Genomic DNA, 19,651 nt, shown 5'->3' on the forward strand with positions numbered 1-19,651 from the left:
GAGTTTAGTTTTTATGTTTCGTTGCCCAATCAACAGTTTTATTCACCAACTTGTTTGTTGTTAGATTAATACCTGTATTAATCACTACTTGAGCTGCTTTTTGGCTAATAGGCTCAGCAGTGTTAATTGATTCTTCGGCAATATGTGCAACTGGGTTAGGAAGAACTTTTGCGGAAAAGCTTTTGCTAGCGTCATTTGATCTTTTAATAAATGCATCTGAACGCTCTCCTAAAGCAGCTTTTACAGGAGCTGTACATTTATGCGCCTGCTCATTGATTTGTCCTTTTAGGGCTTCAAATGCAGCATCTCTTGTCACTATGGTTTTCCCTTTTCTTATTGGTAGTGTCATATAAAACTCCTAAGTTTAGACTTAGTCTGATTAAAAAGATGTATTTTAACAGAAAGTAAAAAAAAACTATAAGAAATCTTAAAAATCGAGCTCAAGGATACCTTAAGACTAAAAAAAACAGAAAAGCTAAGCTAACTCAAGGAAGCTTCATTTAATTTCTTTTCTTTGATCAAAAATCTTTAATCTTCTAATAAATCTGCTTTCGATAATTTTATCAAAAAAAACAAAATAGTTTAAAAAGCATAATTAATTTAATTATGTGAGTAGACTTTAATACCTACAATTCCTACCTCCTAGCCAGGGCCAACGTATGAAGATTTTGCTTGATAATTGAGAGATAAAAAAGGCAATCAAGACCACTTACATGCAGAAGCTCATAACTTTTTTGAACAAGCACAGGACGTTATACCGGAAGAAGCTAGCTGTGATTATTGGCGGTCTGAAAAAGGTACTCGAGCAGGGCACAGGACATTAAAAGAGTAATTTTAAAATCTTCTCTCGATATACAGGATCGATAGTCCTTTATTAGGGAAATTGTATTAGTAGATTTTTAAGTTTTTAGGGTGTTTGAGTACGGTTTGACGCCTATAAATCAAAAATTAGGTTAATGAATGTTCTAGTTGTCAAACCGTACTCAAACATCCTAAAAACTTAAAGGGCTGCGGAAAATAAGGAATGGACAATTTCCAGAAAAATTCAAATTACTCTTTTAATGTCCTGTACCCTGGGTACTCGAGGACGTAGTGAGATAAGAGAAGTATGGGCGACTGAGAAATTAGATTGGTTACCTCAGCGTCAGATTTGGAAGAAGCTGCATAGCTTGATATGCGTAAAAGTACAGAAGAAATCGCAAGAGAAGAATAGCTGTGAAATTCGGTATTTTATTTCAAGTCTACCTGCTAATGCAGAACGTCTTGCAAAGGAAGTGCGTAATCAATGGAGCATCGAAAACAAATTGCGTTGGCAACTTGATGTTAATTTCCGAGAGGATTTAAGTCGTGTTAGAAAAGGAAATGGAGCTGAAAATCTATCTATAGTTCGATGGGCTACTTTGAATCTTTTACAAAAATGGATCATTATGGCTTAGTGGCTGCCATTTGTCAGGACTTAAAAGCAGTGGCTATGATCGTCAATGGTCTGGGCTTTACGAATAGAACATTAGATTTCTTGCATAACCCCTTATTTTAAAGCTTTCATTTATAGATTCCTAATCTTAACAAAAGCATTTCCAGCTATATCGCTCAAACAATCATATCTCCTGGATTAAAATACTTTAAAATTTTAGATTGCTTATTGGTTATGCAAGAGATCTATTGTATTTAGCTCATCAATTTTTTGCATCCAAGCCAATAGATAAGGCTCCCAAGATTTGGTCTTAAGGCCAAAGATATTACCGATCATGCGCTAGGCTGTGCTCTCGATAATATTGCAGAAGAAAGTCATTTGCTTGTTTGGAGAGACGGCAATTCAAATGCAAGCAATGTATCAATTCCGCCATACATAGTTTAAAATCTCTGCAAAAGCGCAATTCATTTAGAAAAGCATAAATTATAAAACTGTCCTATGCCCGTGCCCTTTAAAAAAAGCTTAAAGTTCCTGATGCAACAAGTTGCTCTGCCATTCTCTTAATTTTTCCGCAGCTCTGTTTCTTGCTCCTTGTAAAGCCGATTTTGAGAAGTTTCTGAATACATTCCAAACAAGGATTGACAATCGTCTGCCATCAGGCCCTCAAAGGAAAGTTAGTCCAGGAATAGCAGCGGTAGCTATGATCATCAATGGTCTGGGCTTTACGAATAGAACATTGTATTTAGCTCATCAATATTAAAGCTTTTTCGCTAATTTTAAGAGAATAGTTAGAGAAAATTTAAAATTCTGTTTAATCTTGGAAGAAGCTATTAAGCGCTCTTTTTTTGAATTTTTCTGTGCGATGAAATGTAAAATTACATGATTATAACCTACATGAATCATACTCTTCAAGAGATTGCAATCATTTCATCCATTAGTAAGGCGATTTCCTTATTGTGAGTGATGACAATGAGGGTACGGGACTGTATGGAGTTTAGAATGTTTTTTAATGTTAATATAGCGGTTTCATGATCAAGGCTAGATGTTGGTTCATCTAGAATTAAAACAGGACTTTTTTTAATGAGCGCTCTTGCAATTGCAATTCTTTGCTTTTGTCCTCCGGAAAGTCTGTCACCTCTTTCTCCAACAATTGTGTCATAGCCTTTGCTAAGTTTTAATATAAAGTCATGGCAATTGGCAATTTTAGCTGCACAGATGATTTCATCTTCTGTTGCGCTCAGATTGCCGTATTGAATGTTATCTCTTACTGAGCGATTAAGAAGAGTCGGGTGTTGAGCAGCAACAGAAAAGTACTGACGGAGACTATTTGGGGAAAGCGTTTGGATGTCAACTCCATCTAAAAAGATCTGTCCCTTTTGAAGGGAAAGATGAGAAAGGAGAAGATGAATAAAGGTCGTTTTTCCTGATCCTGAAAATCCTGTCAGTGCTACTTTTTTTCCAGACCTTATAGAAAAACTGAGATGATTGAATAACGGCTTGTCATAAGCATAGCATAGGTTTTGGACCTCAATGTTTCCCATAGGTTGAGCGATCTTTGACGAATTTTGTTGCTCGAGCACTCCTGAGAAAAGGACATCCATATTTTCTTTGACCCGTCCAAATTCTTCATTAAATCGAATCAATTCCATACTCAAGTACCAAAGAAAACTCGTTAAGTTGAGTAAAATCATGATAATAAGTACAAGAGACCCATTAGAAATTGTGCTTGTTTTCCACTGAAAATAAGTAATTAACAATGTAATGATCAGCATGAAAATGGTTGATAAGCCAAGAATAAGACGGATTTTTTCTAAGTACTTTTGAACATTTTGCGCAGCGACAAGTTCTTCATTCAAATATTTATTAAAATATTGATCTTCGTCGGTTTCCCTACAAAATATTTTGATCGTAAAAATGTTAAAGAAACTATCCACAATCTTCCCATGCAGATGAGACCTAACAGACGCAAGATGCTCAACTTTTTCTAAAGACCTCATTCCCATCTTCCAAGTGATTCCTAAGTGTAAGAGCATCCACACAAGGAAAAGAAAGAAAAGTTTGAGGTTGATTGTTACTGTAATCATAAGGGAAAACGCCATATGAGAAAGAATGGGGATGAATGATGAAAGACAAATGGATAGAAGGGCTTCGATTCCTTGTGTAGCTCCATGAATTTTATCTGAAAGAGTTCCTGTTACATTTTCTAAAAAAAACGAATAAGAGTATGCTTTGACTCGTTTGAACAATTTTTCACAGAGTTCTTTGCGAATATCAGGAATTGTTCTGAGAAGCAGCCTTCCTTGGATTCTCATGCAAACTTCCATGAGAACCCAAATAAAAATGATGGTCAGTAATGATCTAAAAACGCATTCTGAAATCTCTTGCGCATTTAAATGACTTGTTGAATCCAAAATGGTTTTTACAATATAAGGGGTGGCAATATCTCTAAGAGACCAAAATATCCCTAGGAATCCAATTGCTAAAATTTTTAGTTGATAATTCTTTAAAACTGAATGAATAAGCGTTTTTTTCATAATGTATAAAATTTTATTTTAATAGAAAGTTTTGTATGCATTTTTTGTTTCTTATCACAGGAAGACAATCTATCCAATTTGCTAAGCGGTGTATATATTCTATTTTAGGCCAGAAAGGAAATTTTTCATATGATTGGCTTTATGTCGATGATGCCTCAGGATACTCCACTCATGATAGAAAAGCACTGATGCAGATCATGCATGAACGCGTGTTATTTTTAGAAAAGCGTCATTTTCAAATAAGGGCCATTGCAAAAGGGATCTCTGAAATCGATCATCCAAACGCGATTGTGTGTTTAGTGGACGGTGATGATTATTTACTCGGCGATGCGCTTTTTCACGTTGCTAAGGCCTATCAAAATCCTAATATTGCAATGACATATGGGAACGTGCTTATTGACTTTCGTCCCTATCAAGATCTTCAATCACCTTACTTTTTGGATAAACAGGGAGTCAATACAGAGTACTCGGATGAAGTCTGGCGCAACCTGAGCTTTCGACAAGATGGGTTTCGCTGTTTTCACTTGCGCACTTTTAGGCGTTGGCTTTGGGATTTCATTGATCCTGTGGTTTTTAATCGCCCCAATGGAGACCCCATCCGAGCTTCGGGAGATAGTGCGTTTGTTTTTCCAATGTTAGAATTACTCGGTGAAAAAAAGCATGTCGTCTTTATTGAAACTCCGATTTACGTCTATCGATTGCATCCAGGAAACGTCCATTGTCATGATAAAAAAAGTCAATTTGAAGACTTAGAGTTTATCCGATTTTTCCAAAAACCCTTTCAACCATTAGATCGCGCTCTTTTGAAATGGTATTTAGATGGAGCTTGCAAAGAATGTGTGGAATAGGTGGTGCTGTCGGCATTGACGACTCACAAAGGGAGCTCAAAGAGATCATCAAGCAAGTGTGTCAAAATCTTCATCATAGAGGGCCAGATGATCAGGGATATTTTATTGGCCCAGGGATTGCATTAGGAAGTACAAGGCTTTCGATTCGGGGGCTTCCTTTAGGAAAGCAGCCGATGACAAGCAATAAAGTTTGGATTGTTTTTAACGGCGAGATTTATAACACGGAAACTCTGCGCAATAAGATACATTGCAATCAATGGAAAACCGATTCAGATACTGAAGTGATTTTAAAGGGGTATATTCAATACGGATCCGCAATTTTCAAAGAGCTTGCTGGAATGTTTGCGTTTGCCATTTGGGATGAACCAAAAGCAACGCTCTTCTTGGTTCGCGATCGCTGGGGAGAAAAACCTCTATACTATGCAAAAATTTCTCATGGGCTGGTATTTGCTTCAGAACTAACTGGGCTTAAGCCTTGGAAAGATTTAAGTTGGGAGGTGAGCCTCCCTAATATTCTTGCTTTTTTAAAATGGAGTTATGTTCCAACCCCTTGTTCCGGATGGAAAGATGTGCTTCAGTTAAAACCTGGCTATTACTTGAAATGGCATCACAAGACCTTTGAATTAAAGCGTTATTATTCCCCACATTTAGAAGTCAAACACCGAGAAGTGGATGAATTAAGAGACCTCATTGGGTCTTGTGTCAAACAATGTAGCGTTTCAGATCAGCCGATTGGCGCTTTCTTAAGTGGAGGGATTGATTCTTCACTTGTTGTCACTTATCTGCAGAAATGCATTCCAACGTTTCCTGTATATTCAATTGATTTTGAAGACAAAACCTATTCTGAAAAAAAATACAGCACGACCCTTTGTAAAAAGCTTGGATTAAAACACATTCTCATTAAGTGCGACGAGAGATTTTTGGCTAAGCATTTCGATACAATTGTTTCTTGCTATGGAGAACCCTTTGCAGATGAATCCATGGTTCCGACCTTTTGTTTGGCTAAACGTGCTAAGGAAGATGTCGATGTTGTGTTAACTGGAGATGGGGCTGATGAATTTTTCCATGGCTATGAACGTTATTTCTTTAACCATCCAAGCGCTTGTTATTCAGATGTTTTCTCCTCAATGGATCTCTTGACCAGAAACTTTGTTCTTGTAAAAGAGATGCAGACAATCGTTGCAACTCCTCGTCTTGATTTTTTAAAAGAGTGGAAGTCTGGCAATGTCCATCCATACAGAGCACGTTCTTTTGACGATATTCAAAATTATTTAGTAGATGACATTTTAACTAAATTAGATAGAGCGACAATGCACGTTGGCTTAGAGGCGCGCGCGCCTTTCTTAATGCCCGAGATCACACATGTTGCATTGAACCTTCCTATCAAGCAGCTTATAGAAAACAAGAAAAGAGGAAAATGGATCCTAAGACAAGCAGCAGAAGGACTCGTGCCTCCAGCTATTATTAATCGAAAAAAACAAGGATTTGGGGTCCCTCTAGGAAACTGGTTTTCTGGGATATTAAAAGACTGGATGAGAGAAAGGCTATTATCTGGAGTCTTAACTGAATTAAAATTTTTTTCTTTGTCAGGTCTTGAAAAACTCTCTCAGAATCCTCATGGGCACTCTCGCGCTATTTTCAATCTTTTGGTGTTAGAAAGTTGGTGGAGAAAAAATATTTATTGAAAAAATTCACCTCTTTAGTTCATAAACTTTCTTTTCATTTATATGAAAAAAGGAAGTCTTATGAAGCTCTTAGTAACCGGATCTGCTGGATTAATTGGATCCGCATTATCCTCTGCCTTAAAAAAACGAGGCATAAAAGTGATCGGAATCGACATTAAAGCACAGTCGAATTGTGAAGATTATGGAGATATTTTAGATTATAATCGAGTTTTAGATGCAGCGTCTCAAGTCGATGGGATTGTACATTTAGCAGCTGTCTCTCGAGTGATATGGGGAGAAGAAAACCCAAAATTTTGTTGGGAAACCAATGTTGAAGGGACAAAACACATTCTTGAAGCGGCTCTTGAATCTCCTTTAAAGCCTTGGGTCCTTTATGGGAGTAGTCGAGAAGTTTATGGACAGCAAGAGCGATTACCCGTAAAAGAAACCGCCCCCTTAGCTCCTGTAAATATTTACGGAGAATCAAAAGTTGCCGCAGAACAAGCAGTTAAAAATGCAGTCAAAAGAGGCCTCAAAGGGTCTATTGTCCGCTTTTCTAATGTTTTTGGAAGCGTGAACGATCATCATGATCGGGTGATTCCTGCATTTTGTTTGGCCGCATTTTATGGAACACCTATTCGGATTGATGGTAGAGAAAACCTTTTTGATTTCACGTTTATTGATGATGTTGTTCGAGGGATGTTATCTTATATTGATATTTTAAACAAAAGCCCTATTCCCCTTATGCCAATTCACTTCACGACAGGTCTTGGAGTGAGTTTAGAAGAAGCCGCTTTCTATGCACAAGAAGCAAGCGTTCATAATATAGAAATCATAGAAGCGCCTTCCCGCTCATTTGACGTTTCAAAGTTTTCGGGAGAGACGTCTCGTGCTAGAGAGATTTTAAAATGGAAAGCCTCTGTCCATCTTCGAGAAGGGATCCATCAGATGCTGAATCAATTGAAATCCTCTTGAAAAAGAGAAGCTGTTTCAAAGATGTCTTCTAATTATACCCATTATTTCATTAGGCACGCACATAGAGCTCCATTCAGCCTGAATGACTGGGGACACGAAGTATCTATTACCCTGCAAGGCCAAAAAAGATCTAGAGAATTTGGAAAGCAGATCGCTCAATCTAAGGTAGAGGTCATTTGGAGCAGTCCTATTAAGCGATGCATCCAAACTGCAGAAGAGATAAAAAACGGAATAGGAGTCGATATTCCAACTTACCAATCAATATTGCTTGGAGACCCAGGTTTTATGATTTTGAATCCTAAAATTGCTGAAAAAGCGTTTCAAAACGACCCACTTGTTGAAATTATAAAATGTTTGTTGGATGGAAAGTCTATGCCTGGTTTTTACTCCGTAACTGTTGGATGCGATCGCATGTTAAGAAAACTATTAGAAAACAAACAATCGAATCAAATATGGATTTCACATGATATCCACGTTTGTTTACTGACTTGTTATATTTTTAAAAGTCAAAATCCTGAAAGGATGATGCCAACATTTTTAGAGGGACTCACATTTTCTTTCGAAAACTTAGGTGTCTTTGCTCACTTTAGGGGCTTAAGAACAAAGATAGATGAGACCTCATTAAGAGGCTCTTGAGACTCAACAGAAAAACCCGCTTCTTCAAATAGAAAATGGAATGCATCAAAGGTGCGCTCTTGACCTCCTGTCATTACGAGCATGTTTAGATTTAAGAGGGCACCCTTTCCTGTGTCCTGATCCAAGATACTTTCTATCACAAATAATCGACTGGCAGAATTTTTTAGTAATGTCCGCACCTGTTTTAAAATATGAAGAGCCCTTTTGTTGTCCCAATCATGAATCACGCGACAGAGCAGTGCCGCATCCACTTTTAGATCCGGCCATCGTTTAAAAAAATTACAGGGATGTAGGTGCATTCTTCTTCTAACGGATTCTTCTATTTTGATTTGATCGATTACAGTGGGTAAATCAAGTAAATGGCCATTTAGATGTTGATATTGGGTTAAGAATCTTTCTAAGACAGTTCCTGTTGATCCTCCAATGTCAGCAAGGGATTGATAGCTTGAACAATTGATTCTTTTTACAATTTCTCCATAGTCTCTCTTTGCATATTGAGATAGAGCTCTATGATACAAGGCTTGCTTTTTGGGATGTTGATTCAAAAAGTCAAACCACTTAACTTGATAGAGTCTTTCAAACGCGCATTGCCCATTTTTGAGCGCCTCAAGAAGTCCATGCCAGCTATTAAAGTGTTCCATCATCCAAAGCTCTTGAGCCTCTTTTAGAGAAAAAGGATGGGAAGAGGTCAGAAGCTGTCCAGTATTTGTAGTATTCCACCCTTCTTTTGATTCCCTCACATATTGCATTTCTTTGAGAGCCAGGAGAATTTTTTCAACAGTTGAAGAAGACAACCCGATCTGATCAGAAATCAGGGAAAGGGTGCTAGGAAGCAAGTCAAAGAGATTAAGATCTTGAGCTGTTTTTAAAGTGAATAACTTCCAATAAGAGACCAGATCTCTAGAAACGTGATGAAAGGGATCTTTTGTTTGCTTTCGGATCTCCTGAATGACCTTTCCCTCCTGGTTAATTAATACAAGTGCTCCCCAATGTGTCTCCACACGGGCAATCTTATTGTAAAAAGGCTCAATACATGCATATTTTTCTCGATAAATCGGTTGACCTAATCGGTCAATATGAAACCATCCCTCAGAATCTTTGGCCCGAGCAAATCCTTTATGATAAACATCTAAGTCGAGAAAGCGATAAGGATGGATGGGCTTTCCCCTTGGATTGATATGAAAATGGGCTCCTTCTTCTGTTTGAACAACGGCTGTTCCATCATGAAAATCTCCAACATAAGCATACTGCTCAGGATAAGGGCGCTCACCTGTCAGATCAATATGAAAAAAGCCTAAATTGTCTCTAACTGCGCAGAATGCTTCTTGAAAATTTCCACACCACTGATAGCAATGCGGATATAAAGGGGTCCCATCTAAAAGGATATGGAACCACTCCCCTTGTTGGCTCACTGCCGCGCGCTCAAAATAAAAACCAAACGCATGTGTATAGCGTTGCGAGTAGATCGGTTCTCCGAGTGAATTAATATGATAAGCCCCTGTTTCATCTAAAACTGGAGCAACTCCTGGAGAATGAAACTTTAGGACATGAAAAAAACGCCTTGTGTAAGCAGGTGTTTTTCCAATCAGATGATGGGTTTCATCTGGAGAGACTTGGTAGGTCGTCCAATTCAACTTCTGACCCGTTTTCATAAAGCTCCTCTGGTTTTTTACGCATGTTACAACTTTGACAGACGTCGTAGTTTAGGTAATTTTTTTGAAGCTTTTGATAAGCATCGCTCTGCCATACGGTTTGAATAGACTGGTGATGCAAAGAGCCAAAATTTCCTAATTTTTTTCTCTCTTTATCAGGCGCGCAGCACGGTCCGAAAAGACCCTCTGCGGAAACCCAGGCCTCTTTTCCTAAAAAAGGACACACTCCTTGAGGCACTAATTCTTTCTCTGCTGTTTCGTCTAAGGCATAAATGTTTTCTAACAAGACTTTTTCTCCATTAGGCAATCGAAAATTTTCAGCAGCAACATGCGCTTTGGCAACAATTTGATTCCACCTTTGAATCACTTCTTTACTTCGCCTCATGGATTGATTTTCCATTTCTTTCGTAAAGATCCATAAATGGTGTCCCTTAACCCGATTGACACCGAGTGCAGCAGCAAGTTTCACTACTTCAGGAATTTCTTCGATTCCAATTTCTATAAAAGTTAATTGAAAAGTTACGCGACATGAATTCCTTCCTTGAGCTGCGATCTCATTGCGCACTTGAATGAAATCTCGAACGTTTTGGACCCTTTGCTCAAAGTTTGAACCAATCATAATCTTTTCAGAGGTCTCTTTTGTAGCTCCATTCCAAGAAATTTTAACATCTGATCCAATTGGGACAATTTTTTTTGCCCACTCAGTCGCTCCAAATTTTGGAAAGGTTCCATTAGTGGTCAAATTCATTTTCACATTAAATTCGTGGCAAAGATCAATAATCTTCTCAAAGTGACGATAGAGTAGGGGTTCACCCATTGTTGAAGGGATAATCTCTTTTAAAGGAGAGCCTTTGGATTCCTCAAGCACTTTTCGCATTAAATCAATGTCCATCCGTCGTCGTGAACGTCCTTCTGCTTTTCTTTTTATTTGACATTGGCTGTAAATCGAATGCTCCTCACACATGATGCAACGCAAATTGCAATCATCAGGATTAGTATCAAATGTGATCCTCCAAGGACCTGGTTTTTTGTCCATCATTCATACTCCTTTGTTGAATGATTAAACGATAATAAGACTCGACTTGCTCTACATGCTCTTGGATGCTAGGAATGCGTCCGTCATCAGATTGTAGATACCCTTTGCACGTAATAGACTCTAAAAGCTCCGGCTCTTGAATCAGTCGTTGCATCTGAATAGCAAGTTTAGAAAAAGAGCGGTGCTCAAATAAAAGTCCATTGATTTCGTGATGGATATATTCTTTCATTCCTCCAAAGTTTGCAGTGATAATCGGAATTTTTGCTTCTAAAGCTTCATGAATAACTAGAGGAGAATTTTCGCCCCATATCGAAGGAATAACAATCGCATCCACATAGTTAAAAACATCTTCGACAATTCTCCCATTTTGATATCCGCCCATCCAGAAGATCTTTTTCTGAACCTCAGGAGACATATTTAAGACGAGTGTTTCTAAAGAGCTGGTGAAAGGTTCTAAGGGAGATCCCCAAATTTTAAGTTGCGCTTGTTTAGTATTCAATTGAGAGAACGCTTGAAGCAAAAGGAAGATGCCTTTCGCTTGTTTATGCGTGCCAATATACCCAAATGTAAACGATTGATTTCCTACTCTCTTTCTTTTTGTAAGGCTGTCTCTTAGAAAGCCATAATCCAAATAAATAATTTTCGAGGGGTCCATTGGAAAATCATAAATAAATCGTTCCATCAAATAGCGAGAGGGAGCGATAAACAAATCAACCCTAGGTAGGATCTCTTCTTTAATATGGCGCATTCTTTTACTCACCCACCCTGTCCAATACAGGATGTCTTCTTGATTGTCCTGAGAACTGAAGTAACGCCAATAGCATTTTCTAGCACATGTTTTGTCTTTTTGGGAGTGACAGAGAGGGTAAAGATCTGCGTCTTTAGAGTTAGTAGATTGTAGAAATTGCCCACGAGGACACATCAGCCAAAAATCATGCAACGTAAATATAATGGGAACGTTTTGTTTGAATGCTTCCAAAACAATGGAAGTGGAAAGGTGGTTGAGATGGCCAATATGAACAATATCGGGTTTGTATTCTCTTAATAGTTTATTAAATTCTACATCAACAGCGGCGTGTCGGTATCCATCTCGACTCTGCGCCATATTAATTAAACACAGTCTAATATCAGAACACATTGGGTCCACTTGCCAATCAACTGCATACTCTTTCTTATAGGCATTTTCTTGTCGAGTAAATACAACCACTTCATGTCTTTGTTTAACAAGCTCGCAGCAAAGGGCTTGTGAATAAACCTCCGAACCAGCAGAATAAAATGGGGGATACCCGTGGATCACTTTTAAAATTTTCAATTCTTTTCCTTGTACTAAATATTTGAGATCAATAATACTTCTAATTGTTTTTTTAAGAAACCAAAAATGTCATATGGATCCAGTACTGATTACAGGATTATTTTCAAAAAAATATGGGCATTTAGAAAAAATTTCTCAAAAAATTTTGCATGAAGTGCAAACTTCTTTGTATATTAATCGAGAGTACAGAGAGCGACTGATTTTTTTAGCCGGAGATGTATCCGCAGCAAGTGTTTTAAAAAATTTTGGGCTAAAGGTGCACTGCATATTCGACGATGCGCCAGATTTTATATTAAAAGAACCTGCGTTCCGCATGAAACATTGGATGGTTTATCAAATGCTTCGGCACCATCAAGAAGTGATTTGGATCGATTGGGATACAGTGAATATAAAACCTCTAGATGTTCCCTTTTTTCAATTCTGCAGAAAATATCAAACACCTAGATTTGTCTATATTCCAGGGTATCATGCAACGATTAATTGTAGTGTCTACTATGTATGTCAAAAATGGCTTTCAGCCATGGAAAAAAGTTTTTATATTCCAACTTTAGAGACAAATGATGAACTGATGTGGCTTTCCGTTCTTCCCAAAGACATAAAGGAGAAAAAAGAGTTTTGGTGGGGAGATTATGTTGTGAATGTTTGGCTACAAAACGAATGTGATTGGGTTACTTCTAACACATATTTTGTTCATATCAAAACATTTGATTATTATCAGCGTTTAGAACCTCTAATAAAAAAATATGCCAAAAAAATCTAAAATTATGCTAGAGGGAGTAAAATTTTGCTTGGGATTTGTAATAGATCTCTTGCATAACTTGTAGATAATTTATAAAATGATTAAAACTTTAAACGGTTTTGTCATGAAATACAATTGTTTAAAGGATTTTAAGAAAGAAGAGTTTCGTCGATTAACAGGATTAAAAAGAGCCACATTTAAAAAAGGTTTGAAGGAAGACTCCATAGATCCTCTACAAAGGATCAGCTTCTTATGACCCTTGAATATATAAGAGCCTGTTTAAAATCTTTTCATTAAGGTATAATGATAGTTTTCATAAAACCTTTGGAGGTAGTTATGACCCGCTCTTATCCAAGCGATATTTCTCGTAAACAATTTAGCAAAATCCATCTAATACTTGAGTCTACACGCAAAAAAACACGTCCACGAAGAGTTGATCTATATGATATTTTTTGTGGAATTTTGTACATTTTAAAAAGTGGTTGCCAGTGGCGTATGTTACCCATAGAATATCCTAAATGGGAATTATGTTATTATTATTTCCATCTTTGGAATAAAAAGATGATAAAAATTCTAAGAGTATTCTTGAAATAGTTTTAAAAAAAATTAGTTGGCGAGGTCAGAAAAAGCAGTGGTCGGAAAGAGAAAACAAGCTTTGTAATTATTGATGCTCAAAGTGTTAAAAATACTGATACAGCGGAGAAGAAAGGATATGAAGCATTTTCACTACATAAAAACAATTTGTTCGGTGTAAAAAATGTTTTAGCAGACGGAGGATATTCTGGAGAAAAATTTGCAAAGAGTGTGCAGGAGATATTGCGAAAGAAAACTACATACAAGCCTGAATATGGTGGTTCTTGCTTTTATTGCTCTACTTTTGAAAAGATTTTAAACAGGCTCTAAGAGAATATAGAACCTATTTTCCTGTTGCAGCATCCTATCATATTTCAGATAAGTGCTTGCTATCGGAGTATTTGTTGGATAGAAGAAGTGCTGATTAAGCACCCTGATTTTGCAATTCCTGGGCGTAAAGCTTTATTAAAAAACGATATGTCTTATGAAGTTGTTTTACTAGATGCAACAGAAACACCTAATTGAACGGCCAAAAAAAACCAAAGATATTTTTATTCAGGGCCCTTTCAACCTTGAAGTGCACAAAAAAGAACATATAAATACTTGAAAAAACATCTATTGTGCACCCGAGCATAGCATGTTTGTAGATAATCTCGTAAACACTTCTAGTGGAGTTTCGAAGTTGAGAGCCTTTCTAGGTCTGTTATTTAGTAAAGTTTCCACCCTTTCTATATCCTTGGAAGTCGTATCTAAAAAGCTTTGTGTTTTAGGAAAATATTGCCTAACTAGTCCGTTTGTATGCTCATTTAAGCCTCTTTCCCAAGAATGGTAGGGCGTTGCAAAGTAGAAGTCTGTCTCTAGCTCGAAACTAACCATTTGGTGATAGGCAAATTCTTTTCCGTTGTCTGCTGTTAATGTGTGTACAAAATCTTTGATAGGTTTAAGTTGTTCAATTAACGCTTGACTTACTTCCTCTGCAGTTTTATGAGAAACTTTGGCGAGCTTAGTTAGCTTGGAGTTCTTTCTACCATTGATACAATTACGCCTTTATTCCTGCCCCTATGACTGTATCTAGTTCCAGTCTTAAACGAGTTTTTTTCTACAATACAAGGCCGTTGCTTAAATCTATACGAAAAGCATGTTCCCTCTCCAGAAGCTCCCTTTCTCTGCTTGTTATATTTTTTTCCTCGATGACGGAGTCGATGACGGAGCTCTCTATAAAGCTGTCCTCCCTGTCGTTTATCTTTCCAGATATGATTATAGATGGTCTCATGACTAACATGTTCTTTACCATGTCTTTTAAGCCATCCGGATATTTGTATAGGGCTCCATTGCAACTTGATTTTTTCTTCAATACGGGTAACTATTTGAGGAGTCATTTTTTTATTGGGCTGAGAATTTTTTCTAAGAAATGCTTTTTCTTGAGCTTGCTGATGACGGTATCCTCGTTGCCCTTTATTTCTCTTAAGTTCCCTACTAATAGTGCTATGATGAACTTTTAGAATGTTTGCTATTGAGCTAGATGTATCTCCTCTAGCTTTTAAAATATAAATCTGACATCTTTGGTCATAGGTTAGGTGATGGTAGCCTTTAGGCAAGGTCTCTCCTTGTGTTTGATTGTTAAAAATCACAATAGAGATTCTTTCATCGCCTGCCTATTCTTTTTTTAATTCTTCTGTGCACTTCAAACTTGAAAAGACTCAGGAAAAAAGAAAAGGCATACGTTAAAAAGTCAGGAGATATAGTGGTTCCGATTCAATCGTATAGAAAAATATAGGATTAACGACAATTTTCAAGTCGTTGACTTGAACCCCATTAAGCTAGCCGTTTGAATTGGCACTACTATATACTAGTTTGATTTCAAATTAAGAATTGCATAACTGGGTTTTTTTGAAAAAACCGCTCTATCTTACAAGGATATGTTATCTTTTGTATAAAAATGTTTATATATTAAACCTCTTAATTTGAATGTAAACGAGTATATCATGAAGGCTATATAGTTGATTGAGCGCCTTTCTTGGGTCTGGTAATTTCGAAAAATGCATCATAATAGATGAAGAATGAATGAATCCTTCCATTTTATACTCCTTATGAAAAAGGAGCCAGAATCATTTTTTATCTCTCAATTATCAAGCAAAATCTTCATGCGTTGGCCCTGGTAGGAATGTAGGATGAAAAATATAAAGTAAGGAAAAAGCTTATTAGCCTTACTACAAAACATGAAGAAGATAAATCTTAAGAAAGAGAAAGTATTTTTTTAGTTTGTAGAACTTTATCAAAATATTGGATGGTTTTAAAAAGACCTTCTTCTAGATAAACTTGCGGTTGCCAATTCAGTAGTGATCTAGCTAAAGCAATATCAGGACAGCGCTGTTTGGGATCATCTTGTGGCAAGGGATAGTAGATTATCTTTGATTGAGAACTTGTTAGCTTAATAATTAATTCCGCTATTTCGCGAATTGTATATTCCAAAGGATTTCCTAAGTTAATTGGTCCTGTTTGACACGCTTGTGTTTTCATCATAGAAATAATTGCATCGATGAGATCATCAACATAACAAAAAGAGCGGGTTTGCATCCCGTCTCCATAAAGAGTAATAGGAAGGTTTTGCAAAGCCTGCACGATAAAATTAGAAATTACTCTCCCATCATTTGGATGCATTCTAGGTCCAAAGGTATTAAAAATACGTATTACTTTAATTGATAATCCATATTGTCTATGATAATCAAAACATAGAGTCTCTGCGCATCTTTTTCCTTCATCATAACAAGATCTAAGACCAATTGGATTTACATATCCCCAATACTTTTCCTGCTGTGGATGCATTTGAGGATCACCATATACTTCACTCGTTGATGCTTGTATAATCGTAGCTTTTTGACGCTGGGCTAGATCTAGCATATTAAGTGAGCCTAATACATTGGTCTTAACCGTTTTTACAGGATCTTTCTGATAATGAGGCGGTGAGGCAGGGCAAGCAAAATTACAAATATAATCTACTTTAAGATCGAAAGATTCACAGATATCTTTTTCCATAAAGGTAAAAGAGATGTGCTTGATAAAGCTCCGTAAGTTATTTAGGCCGCCAGTAAAAAGATTATCCACACAAATTACCTCATGCCCTTCCTGTAGAAGACGTTCACACAAATGCGAGCCTAAAAACCCAGCACCGCCTGCCACTAAAATTCGCTTTTTTGCATCCATTTTATCCTCTAGTAATTCTCCTCTATGATGACAAAAGTAGCCGAGAATCCGTTTCGTTTTTTGGGTAATGTGATACAGAGTATAGGATAGTTTAAAAAAACTCGATATACTTCAGGAAGCTTAACATAGTAATCTGTTATTTTTGTAGTTCGTTGAATACTGACTTCTGCTAAAAATTGAGGTTCTTTGGTTAATAAAAAAATAAATGCGCAAAAAAAAGAAACCGGTGCCATTATTCTTAATGCAAAGATCTAGCGGAAAAAGATTTTCTTAAGATTGGGGTCATTCATGAATATTTTACTCAAGAGTTACTTCTAAAAAGCGATATCACCAGGATATCAATAACGTCTAGGATAAGCTCCTTATATATTTTTAAAATGTATACATACTTTATTTCTAGATGATAAAATATCTTTGCTAAAGCTTGTTTTAAAGGAATAAAACCATGGGAACTATTAATAACACTCTTCTTCTACATGTTCCTAACATCATTATATAAGAATTTTTTATATCCTGAAACATCTCTAAAGATATTTATGCAAGCAGCAAATCCCTAAAAATAATAAAATCACGCGCTTAATCATTTCTAAAATCACATTTTCCGATAAACTGATGGGATCAATGTTAAAAGAGTAATCATTTTCATCAAATTATGGATAAAATTTTCATTACAGGCATTGCGGGATTTATTGGGTTTCATCTTGCAAAAAAACTACATAAGCTAGGTTTTTATGTTAGCGGTTGCGATAATTTCAATCCTTACTACGATCCTGCTTTGAAACATCAAAGAGCTGCTTATTTACATAAATTAAATATTTTAGTGCTTAATTGCGATCTCAATGATAAAGAAATCATAGATCTACATCTCAAAACATCGAATATTTCTCATTTTGTGCATTTAGCTGCACAAGCAGGGATACGTCATTCAATCACTCATCCCGAAAGTTACATGCATAGCAATCTTTCTGGCTTCTTTCAGGTTTTAGAAGTTATTAGAAAGAATCCTAATCTTAAGTTAATTTATGCATCTTCTTCTTCCGTATACGGAAAAAGAGCTGAAACTCCTTTTTGTGAAACCGCACCTACAGATCAGCCTAGTAGCTTTTACGGAGCCACAAAGAAATGCAATGAAGTGATGGCAGAATCCTATCATAAACTCTATGGGCTTCATTGCACAGCCTTGCGTTTTTTCACCGTTTATGGTCCATGGGGACGGCCAGATATGGCTTATTTCTCTTTTACAAAAGCTATTTTAGAAAACCAACCGATTCCTGTTTTTGGAGAAGGCAAGCTAATGCGAGATTTTACCTACATTGATGATATTATCGATGGGATTATAGCTTCTCTGCAAAAATCAAATGGATGTAATGACATTTTTAATCTCGGACATCATAAACCCTATAGCATATCAGAACTCATCTCTTACCTTGAAGCTCTCTTAGAAAAAAAAGCCATTATGGAATTCTTACCCACTCCTCCAGGAGATGTGCCTATTACCTATGCGAATGTATCCAAAAGCAAAAGCGTTCTTAATTTTGATCCTAAAGTCGATTTAAAAGAAGGACTCTCTTACTTTATCAAGTGGTATCAAAAGCAGTATAGCTAATTAATCTTTGAACTTCTCTCTTCTTGTGTGTATGCATACTTGTAAAAACCGCCCAAGCAGCTAATAATGCTATACAAATTACATATAGAGCTGGGGCTGCAATCCAACCAGATGCTTTATATAGCCAAAGAGAAATAAAAGCTGTAGAAGTGCCGATAACTTGCGAACCAACCGCATGAGCGGTACATAAAATCCTATAGCGATGCTCTTGTTTAACTAAATCCTGTGCCCAGACGTGATATGTTGCAGAAAATACAACACCTGCAATAACCAATAGCACACGCCCAATGCTAACTATTAAGATAGAAGAACTAGAAAAACAATAAAAACAAGGAATAGCTATAAGAGCCGTACCCAATGCGCCTATAAGCATTTGTTTTTCCCTGCCTATCTTTGTTGCTAAATAACCAAATAAAGGAAGAATACACATGTCAAAGCACAAAAGATACGTATTGATTTTGACAATTTGATTTTTCGTGATCGAATTAACTAAAGGAATATATCCACTAGCTAAAGTAAATGCTAGACAATATATACTAGAGGAAAACCCCGCAACTAAAGCAATAGTTACAAATACACGTTTGTATTGCAGGAAAACGTTGAATTTTTTTTCTTTTCTTATTTTAGGTTTTATTTCTTCTTTGCTTGCCATTCTTAAAATCAAAGCAACAATGGCAGTAAGCGCTCCTGCCCAAAATAAATAACGCCAATAAATCTCTTGAGCAGAATGGCTATAGAGAAAAAGCATAAAAGAAGCGGTTAGCATCCCTAAGACAGAGCTTGCATCATAGAGACTACTCATCCAATTTTTTTTTCTATTTTCTGTTTGTTCCAGCACGAAAATAGCTCCACCTATCGTTTCCCCTGCTGCAAAGAAACCTTGTAATAAGCGCGCTAGAAGAAGTCCCAAAGGAGCCATCATGCCCACTTGAGCATAGGTTGGTAGAAAGCCCATTAGCACTGTTGTAATAGATAGACCGGTAAGAGAGCTACATAATGCCCTCTTGCGACCTAAGTGATCGCCTAACCAGCCAAAAAATAAAGAGCCAACAAAACGAGAAAGAAAGCCCAATGGCAACATGGCATAGGTTAAAATCAGCGAGACAATAGGATCTTTCTGATCAAAAAATAAAGGAGCTAAAAAAGGAGCTAATAATGAAAAAAGAGCATAGTCGTAATGCTCTAAAAAATTGCCAAAAAAACCTGTAAGAATACTACATTTTGATGATTTCATAACACTCTCTCTACGCTGGCATAATCCAGATCAGATTTAAAGGGTTTAAGCAATATTTAAGCTTATCTCAGCCGTTAGGCACCCCCGGTGATCAACGATCATTTTATATAAGTCATGAATTTTAGTAAAACTAAAACAATTTATATAAAAAAACCGAAAGTATAGACGATTAAACAAAATCTAATCTTTCCTTTAATCTCCTATAAGAATCCCAAGCGCAAAAA

General features: G+C 36.7%; 16 protein-coding genes, 3 pseudogenes and 1 riboswitch. Of the genes and pseudogenes, 11 read left to right on the forward strand and 8 right to left on the reverse strand.

The features are described 5' to 3' along the window. Nucleotides 1-4: 4 nt before the first annotated feature. Nucleotides 5-349, reverse strand: a complete 345-nt coding sequence (locus RHABOEDO_RS01120) for a hypothetical protein (protein ID WP_215216371.1) — start codon at nt 347-349, stop codon at nt 5-7. A 330-nt stretch (nt 350-679) separates the two neighbouring features. On the opposite strand from RHABOEDO_RS01120, the gene RHABOEDO_RS01125 reads away from it, so the two are divergent. The 3 genes from RHABOEDO_RS01125 (at nt 680) to RHABOEDO_RS11370 (ending at nt 2,174) form a co-directional block, all read left to right on the forward strand. Further along, nucleotides 680-832, forward strand: a complete 153-nt coding sequence (locus RHABOEDO_RS01125; protein WP_215216372.1) for a hypothetical protein — start codon at nt 680-682, stop codon at nt 830-832. A 229-nt stretch (nt 833-1,061) separates the two neighbouring features. Then, nucleotides 1,062-1,436 (forward strand): ISAs1 family transposase, encoded by a 375-nt coding sequence (locus RHABOEDO_RS01130; protein ID WP_215216373.1) that lies wholly within the window; start codon nt 1,062-1,064, stop codon nt 1,434-1,436. A gap of 522 nt (nt 1,437-1,958) precedes the next feature. Further along, the gene (locus RHABOEDO_RS11370) at nt 1,959-2,174 is read left to right on the forward strand and encodes a DUF4277 domain-containing protein (RefSeq protein ID WP_215216374.1); all 216 of its coding nucleotides are present in this window, start codon (nt 1,959-1,961) and stop codon (nt 2,172-2,174) included. A 148-nt stretch (nt 2,175-2,322) separates the two neighbouring features. On the opposite strand, the gene RHABOEDO_RS01140 is transcribed toward RHABOEDO_RS11370, so the two are convergent. Next, nucleotides 2,323-3,948, reverse strand: coding sequence for an ABC transporter ATP-binding protein (locus RHABOEDO_RS01140; RefSeq protein WP_215216375.1), 1,626 nt, complete (start codon nt 3,946-3,948; stop codon nt 2,323-2,325). A gap of 35 nt (nt 3,949-3,983) precedes the next feature. Here RHABOEDO_RS01140 and RHABOEDO_RS01145 point away from each other — a divergent pair, with 35 nt between their 5' ends. From RHABOEDO_RS01145 to RHABOEDO_RS01160, 4 genes are read left to right on the forward strand one after another with little or no spacing between them, the layout of a single operon-like run. Further along, nucleotides 3,984-4,796, forward strand: a complete 813-nt coding sequence (locus tag RHABOEDO_RS01145; RefSeq protein ID WP_215216376.1) for a glycosyltransferase — start codon at nt 3,984-3,986, stop codon at nt 4,794-4,796. Beyond that, nucleotides 4,784-6,481, forward strand: coding sequence for an asparagine synthase (glutamine-hydrolyzing) (gene asnB, locus RHABOEDO_RS01150; RefSeq protein ID WP_245397624.1), 1,698 nt, complete (start codon nt 4,784-4,786; stop codon nt 6,479-6,481). The genes RHABOEDO_RS01145 and asnB overlap by 13 nt, the downstream gene beginning before the upstream one ends. A gap of 42 nt (nt 6,482-6,523) precedes the next feature. Further along, a complete protein-coding gene (locus tag RHABOEDO_RS01155) occupies nt 6,524-7,435 on the forward strand; it encodes an NAD-dependent epimerase/dehydratase family protein (protein WP_220017668.1) in 912 nt (303 codons plus the stop codon). Nucleotides 7,436-7,456: 21 nt separating this feature from the next. Next, the gene (locus RHABOEDO_RS01160; RefSeq protein ID WP_215216379.1) at nt 7,457-8,071 is read left to right on the forward strand and encodes a histidine phosphatase family protein; all 615 of its coding nucleotides are present in this window, start codon (nt 7,457-7,459) and stop codon (nt 8,069-8,071) included. Here RHABOEDO_RS01160 and RHABOEDO_RS01165 read toward each other — a convergent pair. From RHABOEDO_RS01165 to RHABOEDO_RS01175, 3 genes are all read right to left on the reverse strand, one after another. Then, on the reverse strand, nt 8,017-9,483 hold the full coding sequence (locus RHABOEDO_RS01165) for a methyltransferase (protein WP_220017669.1): 1,467 nt from the start codon (nt 9,481-9,483) through the stop codon (nt 8,017-8,019). The genes RHABOEDO_RS01160 and RHABOEDO_RS01165 overlap by 55 nt on opposite strands. Before the next feature lie 187 nt (nt 9,484-9,670). Next, the gene (locus RHABOEDO_RS01170; protein WP_215216381.1) at nt 9,671-10,762 is read right to left on the reverse strand and encodes a radical SAM/SPASM domain-containing protein; all 1,092 of its coding nucleotides are present in this window, start codon (nt 10,760-10,762) and stop codon (nt 9,671-9,673) included. Further along, nucleotides 10,722-12,071 carry a glycosyltransferase gene (locus RHABOEDO_RS01175; RefSeq protein WP_215216382.1) on the reverse strand — a complete coding sequence of 450 codons (1,350 nt, stop codon included), beginning with the start codon at nt 12,069-12,071 and terminating at the stop codon, nt 10,722-10,724. The genes RHABOEDO_RS01170 and RHABOEDO_RS01175 overlap by 41 nt, the downstream gene beginning before the upstream one ends. A gap of 22 nt (nt 12,072-12,093) precedes the next feature. Here RHABOEDO_RS01175 and RHABOEDO_RS01180 point away from each other — a divergent pair, with 22 nt between their 5' ends. The 3 genes and pseudogenes from RHABOEDO_RS01180 to RHABOEDO_RS01190 all read left to right on the forward strand — a co-directional run. Continuing rightward, the gene (locus RHABOEDO_RS01180; protein WP_220017670.1) at nt 12,094-12,831 is read left to right on the forward strand and encodes a hypothetical protein; all 738 of its coding nucleotides are present in this window, start codon (nt 12,094-12,096) and stop codon (nt 12,829-12,831) included. A gap of 315 nt (nt 12,832-13,146) precedes the next feature. After that, nucleotides 13,147-13,702 (forward strand): annotated as a pseudogene (locus tag RHABOEDO_RS01185) (transposase). A gap of 7 nt (nt 13,703-13,709) precedes the next feature. After that, a pseudogene (locus tag RHABOEDO_RS01190) lies at nt 13,710-13,944 on the forward strand (helix-turn-helix domain-containing protein); the annotation flags it as partial. Nucleotides 13,945-13,998: 54 nt separating this feature from the next. Here RHABOEDO_RS01190 and RHABOEDO_RS11375 read toward each other — a convergent pair. After that, nucleotides 13,999-15,014, reverse strand: a pseudogene (locus tag RHABOEDO_RS11375) (IS30 family transposase). Between the two features lie 604 nt (nt 15,015-15,618). Then, entirely contained in the window at nt 15,619-16,587 is a 969-nt protein-coding gene (locus RHABOEDO_RS01205; RefSeq protein WP_215217095.1) for a UDP-glucuronic acid decarboxylase family protein, read from the reverse strand. 652 nt (nt 16,588-17,239) lie between these two features. Here RHABOEDO_RS01205 and RHABOEDO_RS01210 point away from each other — a divergent pair. Next, nucleotides 17,240-18,193: an NAD-dependent epimerase/dehydratase family protein gene (locus RHABOEDO_RS01210; RefSeq protein ID WP_215217094.1), complete on the forward strand. Its 954-nt coding sequence runs from the start codon at nt 17,240-17,242 to the stop codon at nt 18,191-18,193. On the opposite strand, the gene RHABOEDO_RS01215 is transcribed toward RHABOEDO_RS01210, so the two are convergent. Beyond that, the gene (locus tag RHABOEDO_RS01215) at nt 18,165-19,427 is read right to left on the reverse strand and encodes an MFS transporter (protein ID WP_215217093.1); all 1,263 of its coding nucleotides are present in this window, start codon (nt 19,425-19,427) and stop codon (nt 18,165-18,167) included. The genes RHABOEDO_RS01210 and RHABOEDO_RS01215 overlap by 29 nt on opposite strands. Further along, nucleotides 19,417-19,523: riboswitch (TPP riboswitch) on the reverse strand. It overlaps the preceding gene by 11 nt. Nucleotides 19,524-19,651: the final 128 nt, after the last annotated feature.

It is taken from the genome of Candidatus Rhabdochlamydia oedothoracis (assembly GCF_019453995.1).
GTDB lineage: Bacteria > Chlamydiota > Chlamydiia > Chlamydiales > Rhabdochlamydiaceae > Rhabdochlamydia > Rhabdochlamydia oedothoracis.

What these genes read in the sequence shown, in the direction of transcription:
- RHABOEDO_RS01120 (WP_215216371.1), bottom strand. Translation starts at nt 349, where the DNA reads ATGACACTACCAATAAGAAAAGGGAAAACCATAGTGACAAGAGATGCT.
- RHABOEDO_RS01140 (WP_215216375.1), bottom strand. Translation starts at nt 3,948, where the DNA reads ATGAAAAAAACGCTTATTCATTCAGTTTTAAAGAATTATCAACTAAAA.
- RHABOEDO_RS01210 (WP_215217094.1), top strand. Translation starts at nt 17,240, where the DNA reads ATGGATAAAATTTTCATTACAGGCATTGCGGGATTTATTGGGTTTCAT.
- asnB (WP_245397624.1), top strand. Translation starts at nt 4,784, where the DNA reads ATGTGTGGAATAGGTGGTGCTGTCGGCATTGACGACTCACAAAGGGAG.
- RHABOEDO_RS01160 (WP_215216379.1), top strand. Translation starts at nt 7,457, where the DNA reads ATGTCTTCTAATTATACCCATTATTTCATTAGGCACGCACATAGAGCT.
- RHABOEDO_RS01215 (WP_215217093.1), bottom strand. Translation starts at nt 19,427, where the DNA reads ATGAAATCATCAAAATGTAGTATTCTTACAGGTTTTTTTGGCAATTTT.
- RHABOEDO_RS01155 (WP_220017668.1), top strand. Translation starts at nt 6,524, where the DNA reads ATGAAAAAAGGAAGTCTTATGAAGCTCTTAGTAACCGGATCTGCTGGA.
- RHABOEDO_RS01145 (WP_215216376.1), top strand. Translation starts at nt 3,984, where the DNA reads ATGCATTTTTTGTTTCTTATCACAGGAAGACAATCTATCCAATTTGCT.
- RHABOEDO_RS01130 (WP_215216373.1), top strand. Translation starts at nt 1,062, where the DNA reads ATGTCCTGTACCCTGGGTACTCGAGGACGTAGTGAGATAAGAGAAGTA.
- RHABOEDO_RS01205 (WP_215217095.1), bottom strand. Translation starts at nt 16,587, where the DNA reads ATGGATGCAAAAAAGCGAATTTTAGTGGCAGGCGGTGCTGGGTTTTTA.
- RHABOEDO_RS01170 (WP_215216381.1), bottom strand. Translation starts at nt 10,762, where the DNA reads ATGATGGACAAAAAACCAGGTCCTTGGAGGATCACATTTGATACTAAT.